Source organism: Moritella viscosa (assembly GCF_900120065.1).
GTDB classification, from domain to species: Bacteria; Pseudomonadota; Gammaproteobacteria; order Enterobacterales; family Moritellaceae; genus Moritella; species Moritella viscosa.
Genome location: NZ_FPLG01000105.1, coordinates 1 through 17,554 on the forward strand (window position 1 = coordinate 1; position 17,554 = coordinate 17,554).

The 17,554-nt window shown below is 39.1% G+C and carries 16 protein-coding genes and 1 riboswitch; of the genes, 11 read left to right on the forward strand and 5 right to left on the reverse strand.

Features of this window, described 5'->3' with window-relative positions; translation table 11 throughout:
- Positions 1–61: 61 nt before the first annotated feature.
- The 4 genes from BT797_RS16350 (at position 62) to BT797_RS16365 (ending at position 5,280) form a co-directional block, all read left to right on the forward strand.
- Positions 62–799 carry a TetR/AcrR family transcriptional regulator gene (locus tag BT797_RS16350; protein ID WP_244534210.1) on the forward strand — a complete coding sequence of 246 codons (738 nt, stop codon included), beginning with the start codon at positions 62–64 and terminating at the stop codon, positions 797–799.
- 78 nt (positions 800–877) lie between these two features.
- Complete coding sequence (locus tag BT797_RS16355; RefSeq protein ID WP_075472809.1) at positions 878–3,238, forward strand: efflux RND transporter permease subunit; 2,361 nt, start codon at positions 878–880, stop codon at positions 3,236–3,238.
- Positions 3,239–3,264: 26 nt separating this feature from the next.
- Complete coding sequence (locus BT797_RS16360; RefSeq protein WP_075472811.1) at positions 3,265–4,059, forward strand: outer membrane lipoprotein-sorting protein; 795 nt, start codon at positions 3,265–3,267, stop codon at positions 4,057–4,059.
- A 6-nt stretch (positions 4,060–4,065) separates the two neighbouring features.
- Complete coding sequence (locus BT797_RS16365; protein WP_075472813.1) at positions 4,066–5,280, forward strand: hypothetical protein; 1,215 nt, start codon at positions 4,066–4,068, stop codon at positions 5,278–5,280.
- A 93-nt stretch (positions 5,281–5,373) separates the two neighbouring features.
- On the opposite strand, the gene add is transcribed toward BT797_RS16365, so the two are convergent.
- Positions 5,374–6,369 carry an adenosine deaminase gene (gene add / locus BT797_RS16370; protein ID WP_075472815.1) on the reverse strand — a complete coding sequence of 332 codons (996 nt, stop codon included), beginning with the start codon at positions 6,367–6,369 and terminating at the stop codon, positions 5,374–5,376.
- 29 nt (positions 6,370–6,398) lie between these two features.
- Positions 6,399–6,498, reverse strand: a riboswitch (purine riboswitch).
- A gap of 509 nt (positions 6,499–7,007) precedes the next feature.
- Between add and BT797_RS16375 the strand changes: the two genes are divergently transcribed.
- Positions 7,008–9,911 carry a glycosyl hydrolase family 18 protein gene (locus BT797_RS16375; RefSeq protein WP_244534211.1) on the forward strand — a complete coding sequence of 968 codons (2,904 nt, stop codon included), beginning with the start codon at positions 7,008–7,010 and terminating at the stop codon, positions 9,909–9,911.
- 130 nt (positions 9,912–10,041) lie between these two features.
- On the opposite strand, the gene BT797_RS16380 is transcribed toward BT797_RS16375, so the two are convergent.
- Together BT797_RS16380 and BT797_RS16385 are read right to left on the reverse strand one after the other, a co-directional pair.
- Positions 10,042–10,905 carry a DMT family transporter gene (locus tag BT797_RS16380; RefSeq protein WP_075472817.1) on the reverse strand — a complete coding sequence of 288 codons (864 nt, stop codon included), beginning with the start codon at positions 10,903–10,905 and terminating at the stop codon, positions 10,042–10,044.
- A 145-nt stretch (positions 10,906–11,050) separates the two neighbouring features.
- Positions 11,051–11,758, reverse strand: coding sequence for an AraC family transcriptional regulator (locus tag BT797_RS16385; protein ID WP_075472819.1), 708 nt, complete (start codon positions 11,756–11,758; stop codon positions 11,051–11,053).
- A 182-nt stretch (positions 11,759–11,940) separates the two neighbouring features.
- On the opposite strand from BT797_RS16385, the gene BT797_RS16390 reads away from it, so the two are divergent.
- The 6 genes from BT797_RS16390 (at position 11,941) to BT797_RS16415 (ending at position 15,725) form a co-directional block, all read left to right on the forward strand.
- A complete protein-coding gene (locus BT797_RS16390) occupies positions 11,941–12,612 on the forward strand; it encodes a hypothetical protein (RefSeq protein ID WP_045111033.1) in 672 nt (223 codons plus the stop codon).
- Positions 12,613–12,700: 88 nt separating this feature from the next.
- Entirely contained in the window at positions 12,701–13,462 is a 762-nt protein-coding gene (locus BT797_RS16395; protein WP_045111032.1) for an ankyrin repeat domain-containing protein, read from the forward strand.
- An 85-nt stretch (positions 13,463–13,547) separates the two neighbouring features.
- Positions 13,548–14,303: a DUF6933 domain-containing protein gene (locus BT797_RS16400; protein ID WP_045111031.1), complete on the forward strand. Its 756-nt coding sequence runs from the start codon at positions 13,548–13,550 to the stop codon at positions 14,301–14,303.
- A gap of 56 nt (positions 14,304–14,359) precedes the next feature.
- Positions 14,360–15,124 (forward strand): RHS repeat domain-containing protein, encoded by a 765-nt coding sequence (locus BT797_RS16405; RefSeq protein WP_474600037.1) that lies wholly within the window; start codon positions 14,360–14,362, stop codon positions 15,122–15,124.
- Between the two features lie 175 nt (positions 15,125–15,299).
- Positions 15,300–15,452: a hypothetical protein gene (locus BT797_RS23860; RefSeq protein WP_170860779.1), complete on the forward strand. Its 153-nt coding sequence runs from the start codon at positions 15,300–15,302 to the stop codon at positions 15,450–15,452.
- Between the two features lie 21 nt (positions 15,453–15,473).
- Positions 15,474–15,725, forward strand: a complete 252-nt coding sequence (locus BT797_RS16415) for a hypothetical protein (RefSeq protein ID WP_045111028.1) — start codon at positions 15,474–15,476, stop codon at positions 15,723–15,725.
- A 43-nt stretch (positions 15,726–15,768) separates the two neighbouring features.
- On the opposite strand, the gene modC is transcribed toward BT797_RS16415, so the two are convergent.
- Positions 15,769–16,857, reverse strand: coding sequence for a molybdenum ABC transporter ATP-binding protein ModC (gene modC, locus BT797_RS16420; protein ID WP_045111027.1), 1,089 nt, complete (start codon positions 16,855–16,857; stop codon positions 15,769–15,771).
- The gene (modB, locus tag BT797_RS16425; RefSeq protein WP_045112596.1) at positions 16,857–17,543 is read right to left on the reverse strand and encodes a molybdate ABC transporter permease subunit; all 687 of its coding nucleotides are present in this window, start codon (positions 17,541–17,543) and stop codon (positions 16,857–16,859) included. The genes modC and modB overlap by 1 nt, the downstream gene beginning before the upstream one ends.
- Between the last annotated feature and the right edge of the window lie 11 nt (positions 17,544–17,554).

Genomic DNA, 17,554 nt, shown 5'->3' on the forward strand with positions numbered 1-17,554 from the left:
ATTCGGTAGTATTGACGAATCGTCATAATTATTAGTTGGTTATATTATGGTTTTTGATAGCGTGAATGGAAAATTTCAGGATGTGAGAGAGAAAGACATCATGAATGCTGCCATTACATTGATTAGTGAAATTGGCATAGTTAATTTAACAATGGATAAATTGGTTGCTAAAGTGCCTTTTTCCAAAGGTACCGTGTATAAATATTTCTCAGGTAAAGAAGATTTGTTATTAGCGATTAGTAATTATTCAATTGCGATGCTTTCTGGTTTTTTTTCCCGCGCAGCTCAGTTTGAAGGTGAGAGTCGCGAACGTATTTTGTTATTAAACTTTGCTTATCTGATTTATGCTTTGTTACACCCTGTATTATTTCAAACGGTTATTTGTTCAAAAAGCCCAAACGTATATGGCAAAGCCAGTGCGAATCGGTTGCAGGATCAAAAACATCTTGAATCTAACTTATTAAGTATTTCCAGAGGTGTTGTTCAAGAAGCGTTAGATAATAAAAATTTAATCCGGCCTGAGCATATGAGTATTGAGCAGCTATGCTTCTCTAACTGGTCGATGGGTTATGGTATTGTGCTGCTATTGTCAGGCACTGTACATGAATGTAGTAATCGCGCAGGTTTTGTGATTGAACAGGAATTGTTCAACCAGAATAATTTACTGTTTGATGGGTTAGGCTGGCAACCTTTGTCAAACCAGAAAGACTATCGAACAGTATTGAATAAATCATTGCAAGTTGTATTCCCCAATGAACTCGCACTACTTAAGAAAAAAGGCTGTGATTTACACATTTAAGTTACACATTAAAACACGACGAGCTTGTCGTGTTTTTTTTCAAGGATGAAATGACGAATCGTCATAATGGAGGGCACAATGAAAAACAAACTGTATGGATTGATTAATGAGCACCCTTTTCGGGTCATTATAATGTGTTTAATATTCGTTGTTCTTGCTGCCGGCGGGGCACAAAACTTGGTGTTTAAAAATGACTATCGGATTTATTTTGGTGAGGACAATCCACAACGAACTGCTTTTGAGTCGATGCAAAAAGTTTATAGTAAAAGTGACAATGTTTCTTTTGTTGTGGTCCCCAAAGGCAAGGATGTACTTACACGTGCGCACCTTGAAGCGTTAACATCACTGACTAAGCAAAGCTGGCAAATACCTTATTCAACACGGGTTGATTCGATAACTAACTTTCAATATAGCTATGCTGAAGAAGATGATCTGATTGTTACTGATTTAGTGACTGACCCTGAAAATTTATCACAAGCTGATTTGGAGCGAATTGAAAAAGTAGCCTTGAATGATCCTTTACTGGTTAATAAAATAATTTCTAAAGCGGGGCATGTCTCGGTTGTTAATGTGACAGTACAATTACCTGGTATTGATCCTATCCTTGAAGTACCGGAAGTTGCTGCAAGTGTTAGAGCGATAAAGGCGCAGTTTATTGCTAAGTATCCTGATTCTGAAGTGTATTTATCTGGTGTTGTCATGATGAATAACGCGTTTGGTGAGGCCGCGATGAATGATAGCGCTACGCTAACACCACTCATGTTTTTGGTTGTGATCTTAGCCATTGGCTTATTGCTTAAAACGATCTCGGGGACGATTGCTACAGTACTGGTTATCTTCATGAGTATTGTCACGACGATGGGGATCGCAGGTTGGACAGGTTTTTATCTTAGCGGACCTTTATCATCAGCACCTACCATGATCCTGACACTGGCGGTAGCTGATTGTATTCATATTTTAGCATCGATGTTTTATGAAATGAGGCAAGGGGTGAATAAGCGCTTAGCAATTCAGAAAAGCTTAGCATTAAATTTAAAACCTATTTTCTTGACCAGCGTGACCACTGCGATTGGTTTTTTAAGTATGAATTTTTCTGATTCTCCGCCGTACCGAGATCTCGGTAATCTAGTGGCGATGGGCGTTATGTTTGCGTTTATTTTTTCAATGACTATCTTCCCAGCGCTGTTAACTGTGTTGCCAATCAGAACCAAAGTGAGTAAAGATAACAAGGGAAATAGCATATCAATGCTAACTGAGTTTGTGATCAATAAGCGTAAATTACTGCTACCCGTCATGAGCATTATTATTTTGGTATTTGCGGCGTTTATTCCCAAAAATGAATTAAATGATGATTTCGTTAAATACTTTGATGAAAGCGTTCCTTACCGAGCCGCTACTGATTTTACGCAGGAAAACTTATCGGGAATGACAGTGTTAGAGATGTCGATTAATACTGGCATCGCAAGTGGCATTAATAATCCAGACTATCTCAATAAATTATCTGACTTTACTGATTGGTTACGCGAGTTACCAGAAACGGATCATGTTAATACGCTCACTGATATTTTAAAGCGATTGAATCAAAATATGCATGCTGAAGATACAGCATGGTATAAATTACCGAATAGCCAAGAGCTGTCGGCGCAGTACTTATTATTATACGAAATGTCCCTACCTTATGGTTTAGACCTAAATAACCAACTTAACGTTGATAAGTCATCGTCGAAAATAGTGGCTACCTTTAAAAACTTAACCAGTAACGAAATGGTCCGACTGGAACAAGACATAAATACATGGTTTGAATTAAATGCTCCCGCTTATGATGTTGATATTGCGAGCCCAAGTTTAATGTTTGCTCATATTGGTAAGCGCAGTATTAATAGCATGCTGATCGGTACTGTTGTGGCGTTGTTATTAATATCACTACTCCTTGGTGTGGTGCTAAAAAGTTGGCGTTTTGGTGTATTAAGTCTGTTACCTAACCTGGCTCCAGCGGCGGTAGCTTTTGGTATTTGGGGGTTGTATGACGGTCAAATCGGCTTGGGTTTGTCTGTGGTAATGGGCATGACATTGGGTATTGTGGTCGATGATACGGTTCATTTTTTAAGTAAATACTTACATGCTCGACGTGACCTTAACACTGATTCAAGTACTGCTGTTCATTATGCTTTTGATCATGTTGGTCGAGCGTTATGCGTGACAACATTTGTGCTCATTGCTGGCTTTCTGGTCTTAGCACAATCATCTTTTAAGTTGAATTCAGATATGGGGATGTTAACGGCTATTACTATATTCATTGCTTTAGTTATTGATTTCTTTTTTTTACCTCCGCTGTTGATGTTGCTCGATCGCACTGGTGCGAACGCGCTTTTAAATGGTAATGCTGAAAACATAAAACCAACAAATAAAAACATACCGGCGCTGGATTATCAGCCATAACAGATAAATAAAATTGGAGAACGATTATGTTGAATAAGAGACTACTTACAGCTGGTATTACAGTGGCTTTATTTTTTGTAAGTTCTAGCGCCTTGGCATTAACAGCTGAAGAGCAAGGGCTGGCCATTTCCAAAGAAGCTAAGCAACGTGATATAGGCTGGGTTGATAGCACTGCAAATATGTTGATGTTGTTACGTAATCAGCAGGGCCAAGAAAGTACACGTGAGATAAAAATGAAATCATTAGAACAGGTGACAGATGGTGATAAAAGTTTAACTATTTTTGACAAGCCGAAAGATGTCAAAGGTACTGCTTTTTTAAGTTTTTCACATCCACTGGCAACCGATGAGCAATGGCTATATTTACCCGCATTGAAGCGTGTTAAACGCATTTCATCACGAAACAAATCGGGTCCTTTTATGGGGTCTGAATTTGCCTTTGAAGACTTAAGCTCGTTTGAATTAGAAAAATACAGTTATAAATATTTGGGTGAAGATAACAGTGTTGGTATCGATAGCTTCATGGTTGAGCAGTTTCCTGTGGATGAAAACTCGGGGTATACCCGACGTGTTGTATGGATTGATAAACAAGAATACCGCACGCAAAAAGTCGAATTTTATGATCGAAAAAATACATTGTTAAAAACGTTATCTTATATCGATTACAAGCAATACATTAACCAGTTTTGGCGCCCGACAAGTACGTTGATGGTGAATCATCAAAATGGTAAAAGCACGGAGTTAAAGTGGAGTAATTATGCATTTAAAACGGGTCTTAAAGACAGTGACTTTAATCGTAATGCGTTAAAGCGAGCGCGGTAAGCCATTATGTTAGTGACCAAATTTATCAAGATGTCAGTTACTGCAGCTTTATTACTGACTTTCAACGCTTTTGCTACAGAGTTTGAAATATCTGGCGTGGTTGGTATAGAAGAGCGTTACTTCTTTGAATCGGGTGAATACGCGGATCAATTTGAGTATTCTCAAGCGTCGTTATTTGTTGAGCCTGAGTTTTATTGGGGTTGGAATAATGGTGACGATAGCTTAATGTTTAAACCATTTTATCGCCTGGACTCGGAGGATGAAGAAAGGACTCACGGTGATATTCGGGAATTGTCTTATGTCCATGCCAGTGATAGTTGGGAGTTGAGAGTCGGTATACGTAAAGAATTTTGGGGCGTTGCAGAGTTTCAACATCTTGTTGATGTGATTAACCAAACTGATGCGGTTGAAAATTTTGATGGCGAAGATAAACTGGGCCAGCCCATGGTTAACCTTTCATTAGTTCAAGACTGGGGAATAGTGGATTTATACGTATTATTCGGTTTTAGAGAACGCACCTTTGCGGGTGAGAACGGCCGTTTACGAGGACCATTTGTTGTCGATAACAATGATGTTAGTTACGAATCATCGGCCGAAAAAAAACATGTTGATTTTGCTGTGCGCTGGACGCAAACGTTTGGTGATTTTGATGTTGGCAGTTATTGGTTTCGTGGCACAAATAGAGAACCTGTACTTACGCCGAGCAACCTTGTAAGTGACTTGGTTCTAAAGCAGTATTATAACCAGATGGATCAATTTGGTCTTGATGTTCAAGCAACGATTGGTGATTGGTTATGGAAGTTTGAATCAATTTACCGTGATACCACAGAGATGAATTTTTGGGCCGCACAAACAGGTTTTGAATATACTTATATTGGTATTTTTGACAGCTTTATTGATTTCGGTTTATTAACCGAATATAGCTGGGATGAACGTGGTGAAGGGGATATAGGTTCAATGGGGGCGGCGTTCCAAAATGATTTATTTATTGGCGGACGTTTCGCTTTTAATGATATGCAAAGCAGTGAAATATTGATGGGTGTCGGGACCGATTTAGATCACAGTGCTTTAACTTATCTTATTGAAGCTAATCGTCGTTTTAGCAACAGCTTTACTGCGAGTCTGGACTTGAGGATATTGCAGAGTTCAGATCCTAGCGAGTCATTATTTAGCTTAAAAAATGATGACCATGTGCAGTTATCCGTTGAATGGTATTTTTAAAATAATCAGAATGTGAAAAGTGTAGTGCTAGTTAACAGTAAGGCGGGTTGTGATACCCGCCTTTTGATTTAGCTTTCTATTGATATGCTGTTGTTATTCAGTAAACGTCAATAAATGTTGTTTTACTGAATCAGATGCGAATGCATGTTCAATGCTGATTTTGTAAATGCTGAAGTAGTCTTCACGGCTTAAGTTAAACTCTTCCATTACTTTACGTACTTCATCTGTCATTGTTGTATTTGACACAGTACGATTATCAGTATTGATAGTGATTTGAATACCGTCTTGGTAGAAAGCTTTAACTGGATGGCTTGCTAAGTTGTCAACCGCTTTGGTTTGTACATTACTGCTTGGGCAGGTTTCTAATGCAATGTTTTGTGTTTTAACAAGGTCGTATGCATCTTCATGGCCAGTAATATGAATACCATGACCAACACGTTCTGCACCTAATAATGACACTGCATCAAATACGTTTTGACCTACACCTTGCTCACCTGCATGAATGGTTACACGGTAACCTTTCTCAATGGCATATTCTGCATAAGGAACAAACTCAGCGCAGAACCCAGGTGCTTCACCACCTGCTAAATCGAATGCAACAATACCGTCGTTTAAGTATTTAGCTGCAGTATCAAGTACTTCTTTGATTCTGTCTTTTGGCATGTGGCGTAAGATAGATAAAATGTAGTTACCCTTGATGTCATACATTGCTTCGGCACGTTTCATACCTGCAACAACACTATCAAATACTTGCTCAAGAGTTAGATCTTGTTCAAGGTGTAACATTGGACCAAAGCGTACTTCTAGGTATTTTACATTTTCTTTTGCAGCATCTTCAAATATTTCAAAAGAGATGCGTTCGATACCATCTGCTGTTTGCATTACTGATAACGGTAAGTCAAAACGTTGTAGGTATTCACCAAGATTAGGACATGTTTCAGGTGCGATCATCAATGTTCTGATTTCTTCAATGTCGTTACTTGGTAAAGTAATGTTTTGTTCAGCTGCAAGCGCAATGATTGTTTCTGGGCGAACACTGCCGTCTAGGTGGCAATGTAGGTCAATCTTCGGTAAGTCAAAGTAATTCATGAGTCTCTACCTTTATATGTTTTTTTAGGTTTTAAAGTTACAGACTTCATAATCAAGAGTTTAAGGATCTTGGTAGAAACTCCCAAACCATATTATTGGGATTATACGAAGTGATTTAACAGCGTAGTTTAGCAGTCTGAAAACGACTCTGCAATTAGGTTCGACTGGTGATTTTCAATAATAATGGCTATAAAATAACAATTAGACTGATCTTGATGACAGATGAAAATTTGAGTGTCATGACATAACAGAAAAATTGTTCCGTCGTATTTCCTTCTGATTACCTTGCTATAAATAATGGATTTGTTAAATATAACCAATTGTTTTTAATGCAATATATTGGGGTTTTGCCTGTAAAGGACTTCACTATGCTATTCGGGATTAACACGATCAATTATCTCACGATTTCAATAATTTAAAAAAGACTGGTCTGACCGTATTGTTTGATAGAACTCAAACTTTGTTGTTTTTGTGCTCTTTTTTTTATTGCGCGAATTAACAATCGGAAGTAGCTTTTATATAAGCCTCAGGAGAGGTTTGATCTTGGATGGCATGATTACTGTTTGAATATACGTCAATACATGTTGTATGTAATTACGCCTATTTTCGACTTTCTAATTTATTTACATGGAGTTCTTGTGAAATCAATATTTGTAAAAAATTCCCTTAAGTTAGCTATGATAGCAGTAATAAGTACGCCAGTACTTGCGGCTGCCCCTCAAGCACCGCCAATCGCGTGGGCCGATTATTCAAAACTAGGTTTTGTAACAATTAATACGGATGCAGTCGTTAGTTATAAAGACATGTATACACGTGTTGACGTTGTTGAAGTACCTGTTTCTTGGAATGTTTGGTCTGGCGATAAAGCGACAAAATGGGAGGTAGAAGTTAATGGTGAAATAATGATGTCTGGTTCCGGTACAGGGAAAAGTACTGTTTTATCTTTCACTGAAGGCGGTTTAAAAGACATGGTTGTGCGTTTATGTAACGCCGATGGTTGCAGTGAAAGCGCAACGACTGAACTATTAATCTCGGATACAGACGGTTCGCATTTAAAAGCTGACCTGCCAATGACGACTGATCCGGCTAACACGCCTTACGCACAACAAAAAGATAATATTGTCGGGACTTACTTCGTTGAATGGGGTGTGTACGGTCGTAAATACAACGTTAACGATATTCCTGTTAATAACCTAACGCACATCATCTACGGCTTCATTCCAATTTGTGGTGGTACAGGTGATAACAAATCCTTATTAGATCCAAATCCATCGGGTCACCAATTATTAAAAAAAATGTGCGCAGGCCTGCCTGATTACTCTGTTGTTGTTCATGACACATGGGCGGCACTGAACTCTTCTTATGGTCAACCTGCAACACGTTTAGACGGTAAAAAAGTGGGTTCATTAGAAATAGGTAAAGGTACTTACGGTGGTTTAATGGCGCTTAAAAAAGCGAATCCACACATTAAAATTCTTCCATCTATTGGTGGTTGGACATTATCTGATCCATTCTTCGGTTTCACTGAAAAAGCAAACCGTGATGTATTTGTCGCCTCTACAAAAGAATTCTTAAAAACGTGGAAATTCTACGATGGTATCGATATTGATTGGGAATTTCCTGGTGGTGACGGTGCAAATGCAAGTTTAGGTGATTCAGACAAAGACGGCCCTGCTTACATCGCATTAATGCAAGAATTACGTGCAATGTTGGATGGGCTTGAAGCGGAATATGGTCGTAAATATGAACTTACATCTGCAATCGGTGCTGGTTACGACAAGATCGAAGATGTTGATTATGGTGCTGCTTCACAGTACATGGATAATATTTTCATGATGTCTTACGACTTCTACGGTGCATGGGGTCCAAATACGGGCCACCAAACAGGTATTTATTGTGGTGCTCACATTTCAACTGATAAATGTAACGGTACTGGCGAGTTTGCTGGGAAACCTGAATATACATTAGATAACGCAACTAAACTTTTACTTGCACAAGGTGTTCCAGCTAAGAAATTAGTTGTTGGTGCTGCAATGTATGCTCGTGGTTGGCAAGATGTTGTCGCTGAAAATGGAAACCCAATCGGCGCTATCGGTTCACATATAGATTCTTCTGAGGGTAGTCCATTTAACGGTAGTCTGGGTGGCGGTGGAACAGATGTAAACGAGGCGGCTTGGGCTTGGGAAGCTGGCATTATGGATTATCGTGGTATCCTTAAATTCCTCGAGTCAAACCCAAATGCAATCGTAGGCTGGGATGAAATAGCTAAAGCATCATTTGTTTGGGATGAAGTGAGTCGTACATTGTTGACATATGATACCCCTCGCTCGGTACTTGCTAAGGGTGAATACCTTAAGAGTCTCGGTCTCGGTGGTATTTTCTCATGGGAAATTGATGGTGATGGTAACGGCGATATATTGAACGCAATGAACCAAGCTGTAAATAATCCACAAGGTCAAACGGATTGGTCTGGTAGTATCATCACGAATGAAGCTCCTAGCATTAGTATTGCATTTCCATCCGATTCAGTGGTTCATACTGAAGGTGATACAGCTCAGTTCTCTGCATTAATTACTGATGATAAATCAATTGCAACTGTTGATGTTACTGTTAATGGTGTAACTAAAACTGTGATACAAGATGCTACAACTTACTCTGGCAACTTTGTGGTAACGCTTGGTAGCAACACTGTTATATTCAAAGCAACAGATAACGAAGGCGTTTTATCTCAGAAAACAATCACCATCATTGGTAATGCTAAAGACTTAGTTTGTGAAGATGGTTCTTCTGTTGTAAACGGTGAATGTGCTGTAGACCCAATCGTTTGTGAAGAAGGCTCTTCGCTTGTAGACGGTAAATGTGTTGCAGATGAGGTTGTTACTGAAACACCATTTGTTGCTGGTTCGACTAAAGCATCTAACGGTAAAGTATACTCGTATCAAGGCTTGTGTTACCAAGCTAAAAATAGCCCTGGTGCTTGGGAAGTACCAACCGCAACATCTTGGTTCTGGACTCCAGTGACATGCTCTGGATCTATCATCACCAATGAAGCTCCGAGCATTAGTATTGCATCTCCATCTGGTTCAGTGGTACATACTGAAGGTGATACAGCTCAGTTTTCTGCATTAATTACTGATGATAAATTAATTGCAACTGTTGACGTTACTGTTAATGGTGTAACTAAAGCTGTGATACAAGATGCTACAACTTACTCTGGCAGCTTTGTGGTAACGCTTGGTAGCAACACTGTTATATTCAAAGCAACAGATAACGAAGGCGTTTTATCTCAGAAAACAATCACCATCATTGGTAACGCCAAAGGCTTAGTTTGTGAAGATGGTTCTTCTGTTGTAAACGGTGAATGTGTTGTAGATGAGGTTGTTAGTGAAACCCCATTTGTTGCTGGTTCGACTAAAGCATCTAACGGTGAAGTATACTCGTATCAAGGCTTGTGTTACCAAGCTAAAAATAGCCCTGGTATTTGGGAAGTACCAACCGCAACATCTTGGTTCTGGACTGCTGTGACATGCTCTGGATCTTAAGTTGACCAGTTAACGAGTGATGAAGAGTCTTCACTCGTTAACGATGAGTTGTACTGATACTAAATAACGCATTAATATTTTGCTGAAAGGAAATATTAATGCGTTTATCAACTTGAAGGGTGATGTTTTCCTATATAGGGTTATCACCAAACGCTAATTTTTTCTTCATATTGGCAATGATCGCACCAGATAATATTAACGCGAGTGCAATGATGATGTTAGTAGACCAAGCATTAAGACCTGCAATGGCCAAAATGACAGATGAAATAAGTGGTGTACTAAAGCTTAATGAGGCTAGCAATTGTTGATTACCTTTTTTTAGGGCTATGTCCCATAAGTAAAAAGCGCCCCCGACAGGCCCTAATCCGAGTAATAATATCCCGCCCCATTCTGACAGGCTAAAACTCCAATTACTGGTTTCAAATTGCCAATGCGCGATTAATGCTAATATTGCAACGGCTGCAGATAACCAAGCGATATCTTCAACGTCGTTGTTTGATGTGGATAAGAACCATGAATAGCTGCCCCAAATAACAGCGCAAATAGCAGCAAGAAAATAACCAATCCGATAGTCGTTATTTAACGTTAGCTCACCATTACCAACAATAATGAAGGCGATGCCGATAAAGCCTAAGCTACCCCCGATAAGTGCTCTTAACCGACTTTGTTTGTTGGCGACGAGTGTTGCTAGTAATAATGGCCATAGATACACAATTAAACTGACTTCGATAACGGGAGCGAATTTAAGCGCCATGAAATAACAGAAGTGGAACCCAAACAGTCCGATTATGCCAAGCAGCCACTGAGTTAGGGTTAACGATGGTTTGGTAAAGACGGTTTTTTTTATCGCTATTCGCTTGATGATGATAATGATAGCGGAGATGGAAAAACAAAGTGAGAGTAATTGAAATGCAGGAATATTCGCTGTTATTGTCCCTAACAGCGCTAAAGTCCCCCATAATCCGATAGCGATAAACCCGTATAATGTAGCCATAATTTATGATCCTTAAGTAATTTTAATGACCGAATTATAAGGTGTTCATAAATTAGCGTGTTTGCTGAAAGGACGTTTTTATTGGCTAATACGCTACTGTTGTATTGCTATGGGATGGGATAGATAAACTGTCATCGCTGATGAGTTAGTAGCTAAACGCTTTAGGTGATTGACCAAAATAGTTTGAAAAGCGTCGACTAAATGCTGATAGGTCTTGGTAGCCAACTTGTTCTGCGACAATACGAATAGGCAGGTCGGTATGAGCGAGCAGTGCTGAAGCCTTTTCCATGCGCAGTTGGGTTATGTATTTGTGGGTGGTCATGCCCATATTTGTCTTGAATAATTTTTTGTATTGGCTTGTGCTTAAACACGCAATTTTAGCTAACTGCTCGATGCTAAATAGCACACTGATGTCTTGTTTTATGAAGTGGATAACCTCAGCAATTCGAGGGTCGATACGTTCATGACATGTTTGTTGAGCAAGGAGCTGATAGAACAATTCAAACGCAGTCGATTCAAGCTGTTTATTTACTTGATGCGCTAGCTGCTTATCGATGAACTGTATATAAGCCAGCAGGGGAGGATTTATCGAGAATTTTTCAATACCTGATTCGGTAATGTTATCTGGATAACGTTCCATATCAACGACAATAAAACGGGCGGCATCATCTGCCCGAAAGTCATGTTGTTGCCCAGCTTTAATTATCACACAATCACCAATGCTAACTTTACCTGTGTAATCACCAACCTTAATATCAATCGCGCCATGTAATGGCAACACCAGCTGGTGGAACTCATGATAATGACTGCGTATTTGGCTGGTATAAGCGCGAATTGAAAGGTTGTTAGGCATGTGAATCCGCTTTTCCTTAGCGATGAGCAATGTTTAATATCTTAAAGGGTAAGTGTTTATTTTGATAGATAAATGTATCTAAGTACATAGTGCTAATTTTATGTTTTGTAGCTGAAAAATCATTTAAAATTATGATTTAATAGAATAATATGAATTAATTATAAAGATATTAGAACTGCGATATGAATGAAATACAAGAAAAACAGCTAAAGTATCTAGTTGTACATCTCTGCCGAGTGAGCAAAGCGCTTTTATGGTACATGATACTGCCGGTGAATTTAGCGTTAGCTGCGCCACTAAGTTGTGAGTCATTTACTCATAATAAAACCCCTTATATTGACCAGAGTGAATTATCAGCATTGATCTTTGGTATTGAGAGAAGAAGGGATGAAATTACGTCTCTTTATGCTTATTTAAATGAGATTGGTTCAATTTCAATATCGTATGATGAATTTAAGGATATTGAAATATGCCTGACTAAAAAAGATAACAGGTTTTTTATTCGAAATAGGAATGTTCTATTAATGGCATTGTTTAGCCGAATTGAACATTTATCCTCGGTAAATAATAGAGTAAAAAAATCAGAGAAAAATAGAATATTAGAAATACTTTTTAATGGGGATATTTATGAGGTTGGGGCCGCTATTGATGCTACTGCGGTATTTAAAGATGAGGCTGCGGTTGATGCACTAGGAAGGTTAGCTCTAGAGTCTGAAAAAGAGATAATTATTGATGATGTATTATCTGCATTGCACCTTATTGGTACTGAGACTGCGAGAGTTAAGGTGATTGAGCTTAAGCGTGTAAAACCTAATTTCAGGGATGATATCGATGATTATTTACAACGTTGGTAAATATTAATTAACTCGATAATAGTATTAATGTAAATGTCAACGTAATAAAAGCAACCAAAAATTACACATCAATGAATATGGAGATTTAATGAATAATGTACTAATAAGGTTAATAATGATATCTAGTTTATTTTTTTTAAATGGTTGTAATGAGTTAAATAAACTCTCTAAAGTCTATGAGGTCGAGTCTGATAAGAAAGCTGAAATTAGTGCTTTTTTTAAAACAATAGATAATATTGAAGTAGCCAAAGAGTTTATAGAAAATAACAATTTCGATATAAACCAACCAGATAAAAATGGTCATTCCTTACTTATTGCTGCAGTAATAACGGATAATTATGCTCTAGCAGATACATTATTGCAATTAGGGGCAAACCCAAATTGGGTTTACCCTAAACTGCGAGGAAAATCCTCAATGGGCTGGGCTGCACAATTTAAAAATGATTCATTTTTAAAGTTACTTATTAAGTATGGCGGTGATGTAGATTTGTATAATGAAGGGGAAAGCAATATGCCTTATCCTCTCTTTAACGCTATAGCATCTAATCGATATGAAAATTTTAAATTATTGCTTGATGGTGGTGCAAACCCTAATGTTGTAACGCTTTCTGAACGAACTCCTTTACTATTTGCAGCTTCAACAGCTTCTTGGAAAATGACGATGCAACTTCTCAATGCAGGGGCTAATTTTAATTATACAAGCAGTAGAGGAATAGGCGTTATACCATCGATAGAGAGAAATGGTGGTGGCACCCAAGGTGAAAATGGTCAATGGCGAAGAAAGGTTGTTGAATTTTTGGAAAGTAACGGCATGGAACTGAATCTCCGCGTACCTTTGGAAAGTGAGTAATTGATATAAATAATTCATCAAATCGTGACAGCGAAGGTATAGAATTAGTGTAAGGTTCAATATATAAAAATCACTGGACGCTATCATGAATATTCAAATATCAGCAAGCAATGCGCTGTGTAAGTGGATGAAGCTGGACTTAGTCAGAATACCTTGTATCGACGGTAAACGTATTGGCACCCAAACCATCACCACTGATGCTGAGACGCTTGCCTGGCAATGCCATGTTATAAAAAATAATGTTCAGTCTCATCACGGGACTGTGATAGCCGTTGAAGCCCGCAGCCGTTATGTGATGATCTTTCCCAATCTAGCCCCGCCAACTCAAGCTGAATTTGAAGAGCTATTTTTAGGGCGACTGTTTATTGAAGTGGTCAATCTTATGCTGCACTATGATGCGATTGAGGAGTCAGTTGCAGACATAGTCGCCTCGCAATTTGTCAAAGAGACTGAGGTATTTTGCTGGTTTAAAAATATGGATTTAAGTGTCAATGGTCATGTCAGTGATACCGAATCTTGGATCCGTCAAAGTAGTGATAATAATGATGTCACGGCTTATAACGATGATGACGCATATGGTTTGTCCATGCATATCAATGAAATGCGTAAACGTATCGCTAGCGAAGGGCGCAGCAAGCGTTTCGTACCTGTCGAACGTATGCTTGATGATGCACTATTTCGCTTTGCCAAAGGCTTAGCTCAAGGTAGCTATCCCGATACTCCTAATGGCCATTTCCCCAGCCCTTATCCAAAGTCAGTTGCAGATAGTAAACAAGAATACAAAGTGATACCTGATAATGTGGTTTGCCTAACAAGCTTCCGTAAGCAGAAATTGAATTGAGGTTTATTGGGTAGGTATGAAAAAAGGTGTAAATCCAGCAAAACAAACCAAGCAAGATCACCCGCCGTGGTAAGCGTGTTGAGTTTTTCTATGATGCGAATCATCAGCGTTATAAGAAAATAAGCAGTGATGGCAGTGAAACGATTTACTTTGGTAAGCAGTACGAGCGGGTTACTGATAGTAAAACGGGTGATGTGCAACACAAGCAGTTTATTTATGCTGGCGGTAAGTTAATTGCGTTAAATACGCAAGCGAAGGACAGTGCTCATAAGTTGGTAAATAAGCAAGTTCGTTACTTGCATTACGATGCGCTGGATTCGGTGGATGTGATTACCGATGGTTACGGTAGTGTTGTCGAGCACCGCAGTTTTGATCCTTGGGGTAAAATGCGCAGTGTGCTCTGGGAAGATGACAGCGTCACTAATATTGCACAGCAGTTAATTACCAACCGTGGTTTCACAGGTCACGAGCATATTGAAGAAGTGGGCTTGATCCACATGAATGGCCGAGTATACGACCAAGAACTCGGGCGCTTTTTAAGTGCAGATCCGTTCGTTCAGTCACCATTCATGACTAACAGCTTTAACCGTTATTCCTATGTGATGAATAACCCGCTGAAGTATACTGATCCGACAGGGTTTGGTGAAATTAAGGCTTTAGATGAGATAACCACTCAAGTAGTAGCTGATACTCTTAACGCTATCAATGAAGGCCAACTTAATCCAGAGGCAATGACTAGTATTGGTTTAAGTACTGCAGCTTTTGGGATTGGAAGATATATTGATAATAAAGTTCTAGGGCCAAGCTTTTTAAAGGAATAGCTATAGATAAACAACAAAATAAAAGACTGCCGTCCGATGAAGAGAAAAACTGGCTTGATAGTGTAAACGAGGATTTTTAATGATAGATTTGGCAACAAAAAAACGAGTACTAGTTCAAATAGACAAGAATAAGTGTCCTTACATTAAGGTCCATAAATGTTATGAAAAGCACAATATGGATACAATATTACGTGGTAAGTATAAAATAATGTATGAATTACGTTGGGCTGATGAGATTGACGAGAAAGAAGGTGTTATTTATTTCTTTGGCCGTTTAGCTGATCCTATCCGATTACAGGATATTTTAGATAATATAGAGTTATATTAAAGCTATAAAAGGAAAATAATTTTGATTGATTCTAAAACTAAAGAGCGCGTGATTGTACAAATAGACGAGATACATGGCCCTTATATATTAATCTATAATTGGGAAGATGCAGATACGTTAGATGATGTTTTATGCGAAGAATATGATATTTTGTTGATTTCCTCATGCTCAGATGAGTTACATGAACGTGGCAGTATAAAATTTTATTTTGGGGCTATCGCAGACCCTGTATTATTACAAAAAATATTAGATGAAGTAGTGCTTTATATTTAGCCTATTTACTATGTTTTTGGCTTGATTAATTTAGCTAAATGCCTCAAAACGACTGCGCTAATTCACTCTCAGTCATGCTTACGCCTTTGATCTGAGCATACACACTTTGCCCTACTGTTAGTGCCAAATCATCACATGCCCACGGGGTGATGTTCGCCCATATGTGGTCATCGCCAAACGCCAATTTAACCTGCACATTATCACTTGATTCTGAATGTATAATCTCGGTAATTGTCGTCGGTAGAATGTTACGGATACTACTGTCTTGTGGACGTGTTTTACACAGGGATACATGGTTAGCATGAATACGTACACGTAGTTTGCTGTCGACAGGTAAAGGCAAGCCATTGATCCACAGGTAAGTACCATCAGTGAGTGATAACTTACTCATGCGATAGCCTTTATTCAGCGCTGTTACTGTCGCCATTAACAGTGAGCTTTGTTCTTTTGCAGGCAACCAAGGTCGCATTTCTGCACTGTCCCAAACAGCTTGTAAGTGACCGTTAACTAACACTTTACCTTTATCCAATACTAGCATGGTATCAGCCAGCTGTAAGATCTCATCTAAGCTGTGGCTTACATAAATAATGGGTAAATTAAGGGTTTTCGCTAGCTGTAACAAATAAGGAATAAGTTCACGCTTACGGGGTAAATCCAACGCTGCTAACGGCTCATCCATTAATAACATTTGCGGTCGTGTTAACAAGGCGCGACCAATCGCAACGCGCTGTTTTTCACCGCCTGAAAGGGTTGATGGATAACGCTTTAATAACTCACCTAAACCAAGTAACTTCACGACAGAATCAAAATGAACTTGGTCCTTATCTTTATTGCCGTAATTGAGATTACCGCGCACGCTGTAGTGGGGGAATAAACGCGCTTCTTGAAATACATAACCGATACGGCGACGTTCTGGCGGTAAATTAATCCGCAGTTGCTGGTGGTAAAGGTGTGTATCGCCTAAAGTTAGCTGACCCTTATCTGGTGTTGATAATCCGCCAAGAACATTCACCAAGGAGGTTTTACCTGCACCAGAACGACCAAACACAGCACAGATACCTTGCATCGGAATTTGAGCATTCACTTGCAAATCCAAATCACCCAGTTGTTTCTTTATATCAATAGTTAACATTATGACGCGACTCGCTGTTGGGCTTTTTTGGCTAACCATTGTGATGCGGTTAACGATAATACGGCAATAACAATAGCAATCACACACAAGCGTGCGGCTTCATGCTCAGCACCTGGGGTTTGAATAAAAGAGTACATGGCGAGTGGAATAGTACGCGTCTCACCAGGGATATTAGACACAAAGGTAATCGTTGAACCAAACTCACCTAAACTGCGAGCAAAGGCCAGTACCATACCAGAAACAATACCGGGTAAGGTTAACGGCAGGGTAATGGTTAAAAATACCCGTAAGCGATTACTACCTAGGGTACGCGCGGCTTGCTCTAAACGACTATCAACACTTTCAAATGACAAACGGATAGCACGTACCATTAACGGAAACGAGACGATCGCAGCCGCTAATGCTGCACCACGCCAACTAAAGCTAAAGCTCCAACCAAACCAGTCATAAAGTACCGCGCCAATGCTGCCTTGACGCCCCATAGAGATTAATAAAATATAACCAATCACCACGGGCGGTAAGACCAAAGGTAAGTGAATTAGACTGTCAAACAGCGACTTACCAGGAAACTCACAACGGGCTAATATCCACGCGCAAGCGATACCAAAGGGTAGGCTGAATAACACCGCCACACTCGATACTTTTAAACTCAGCAGCAAGGCTGCAATTTCATAATCACTTAACAAATTCAACGTTA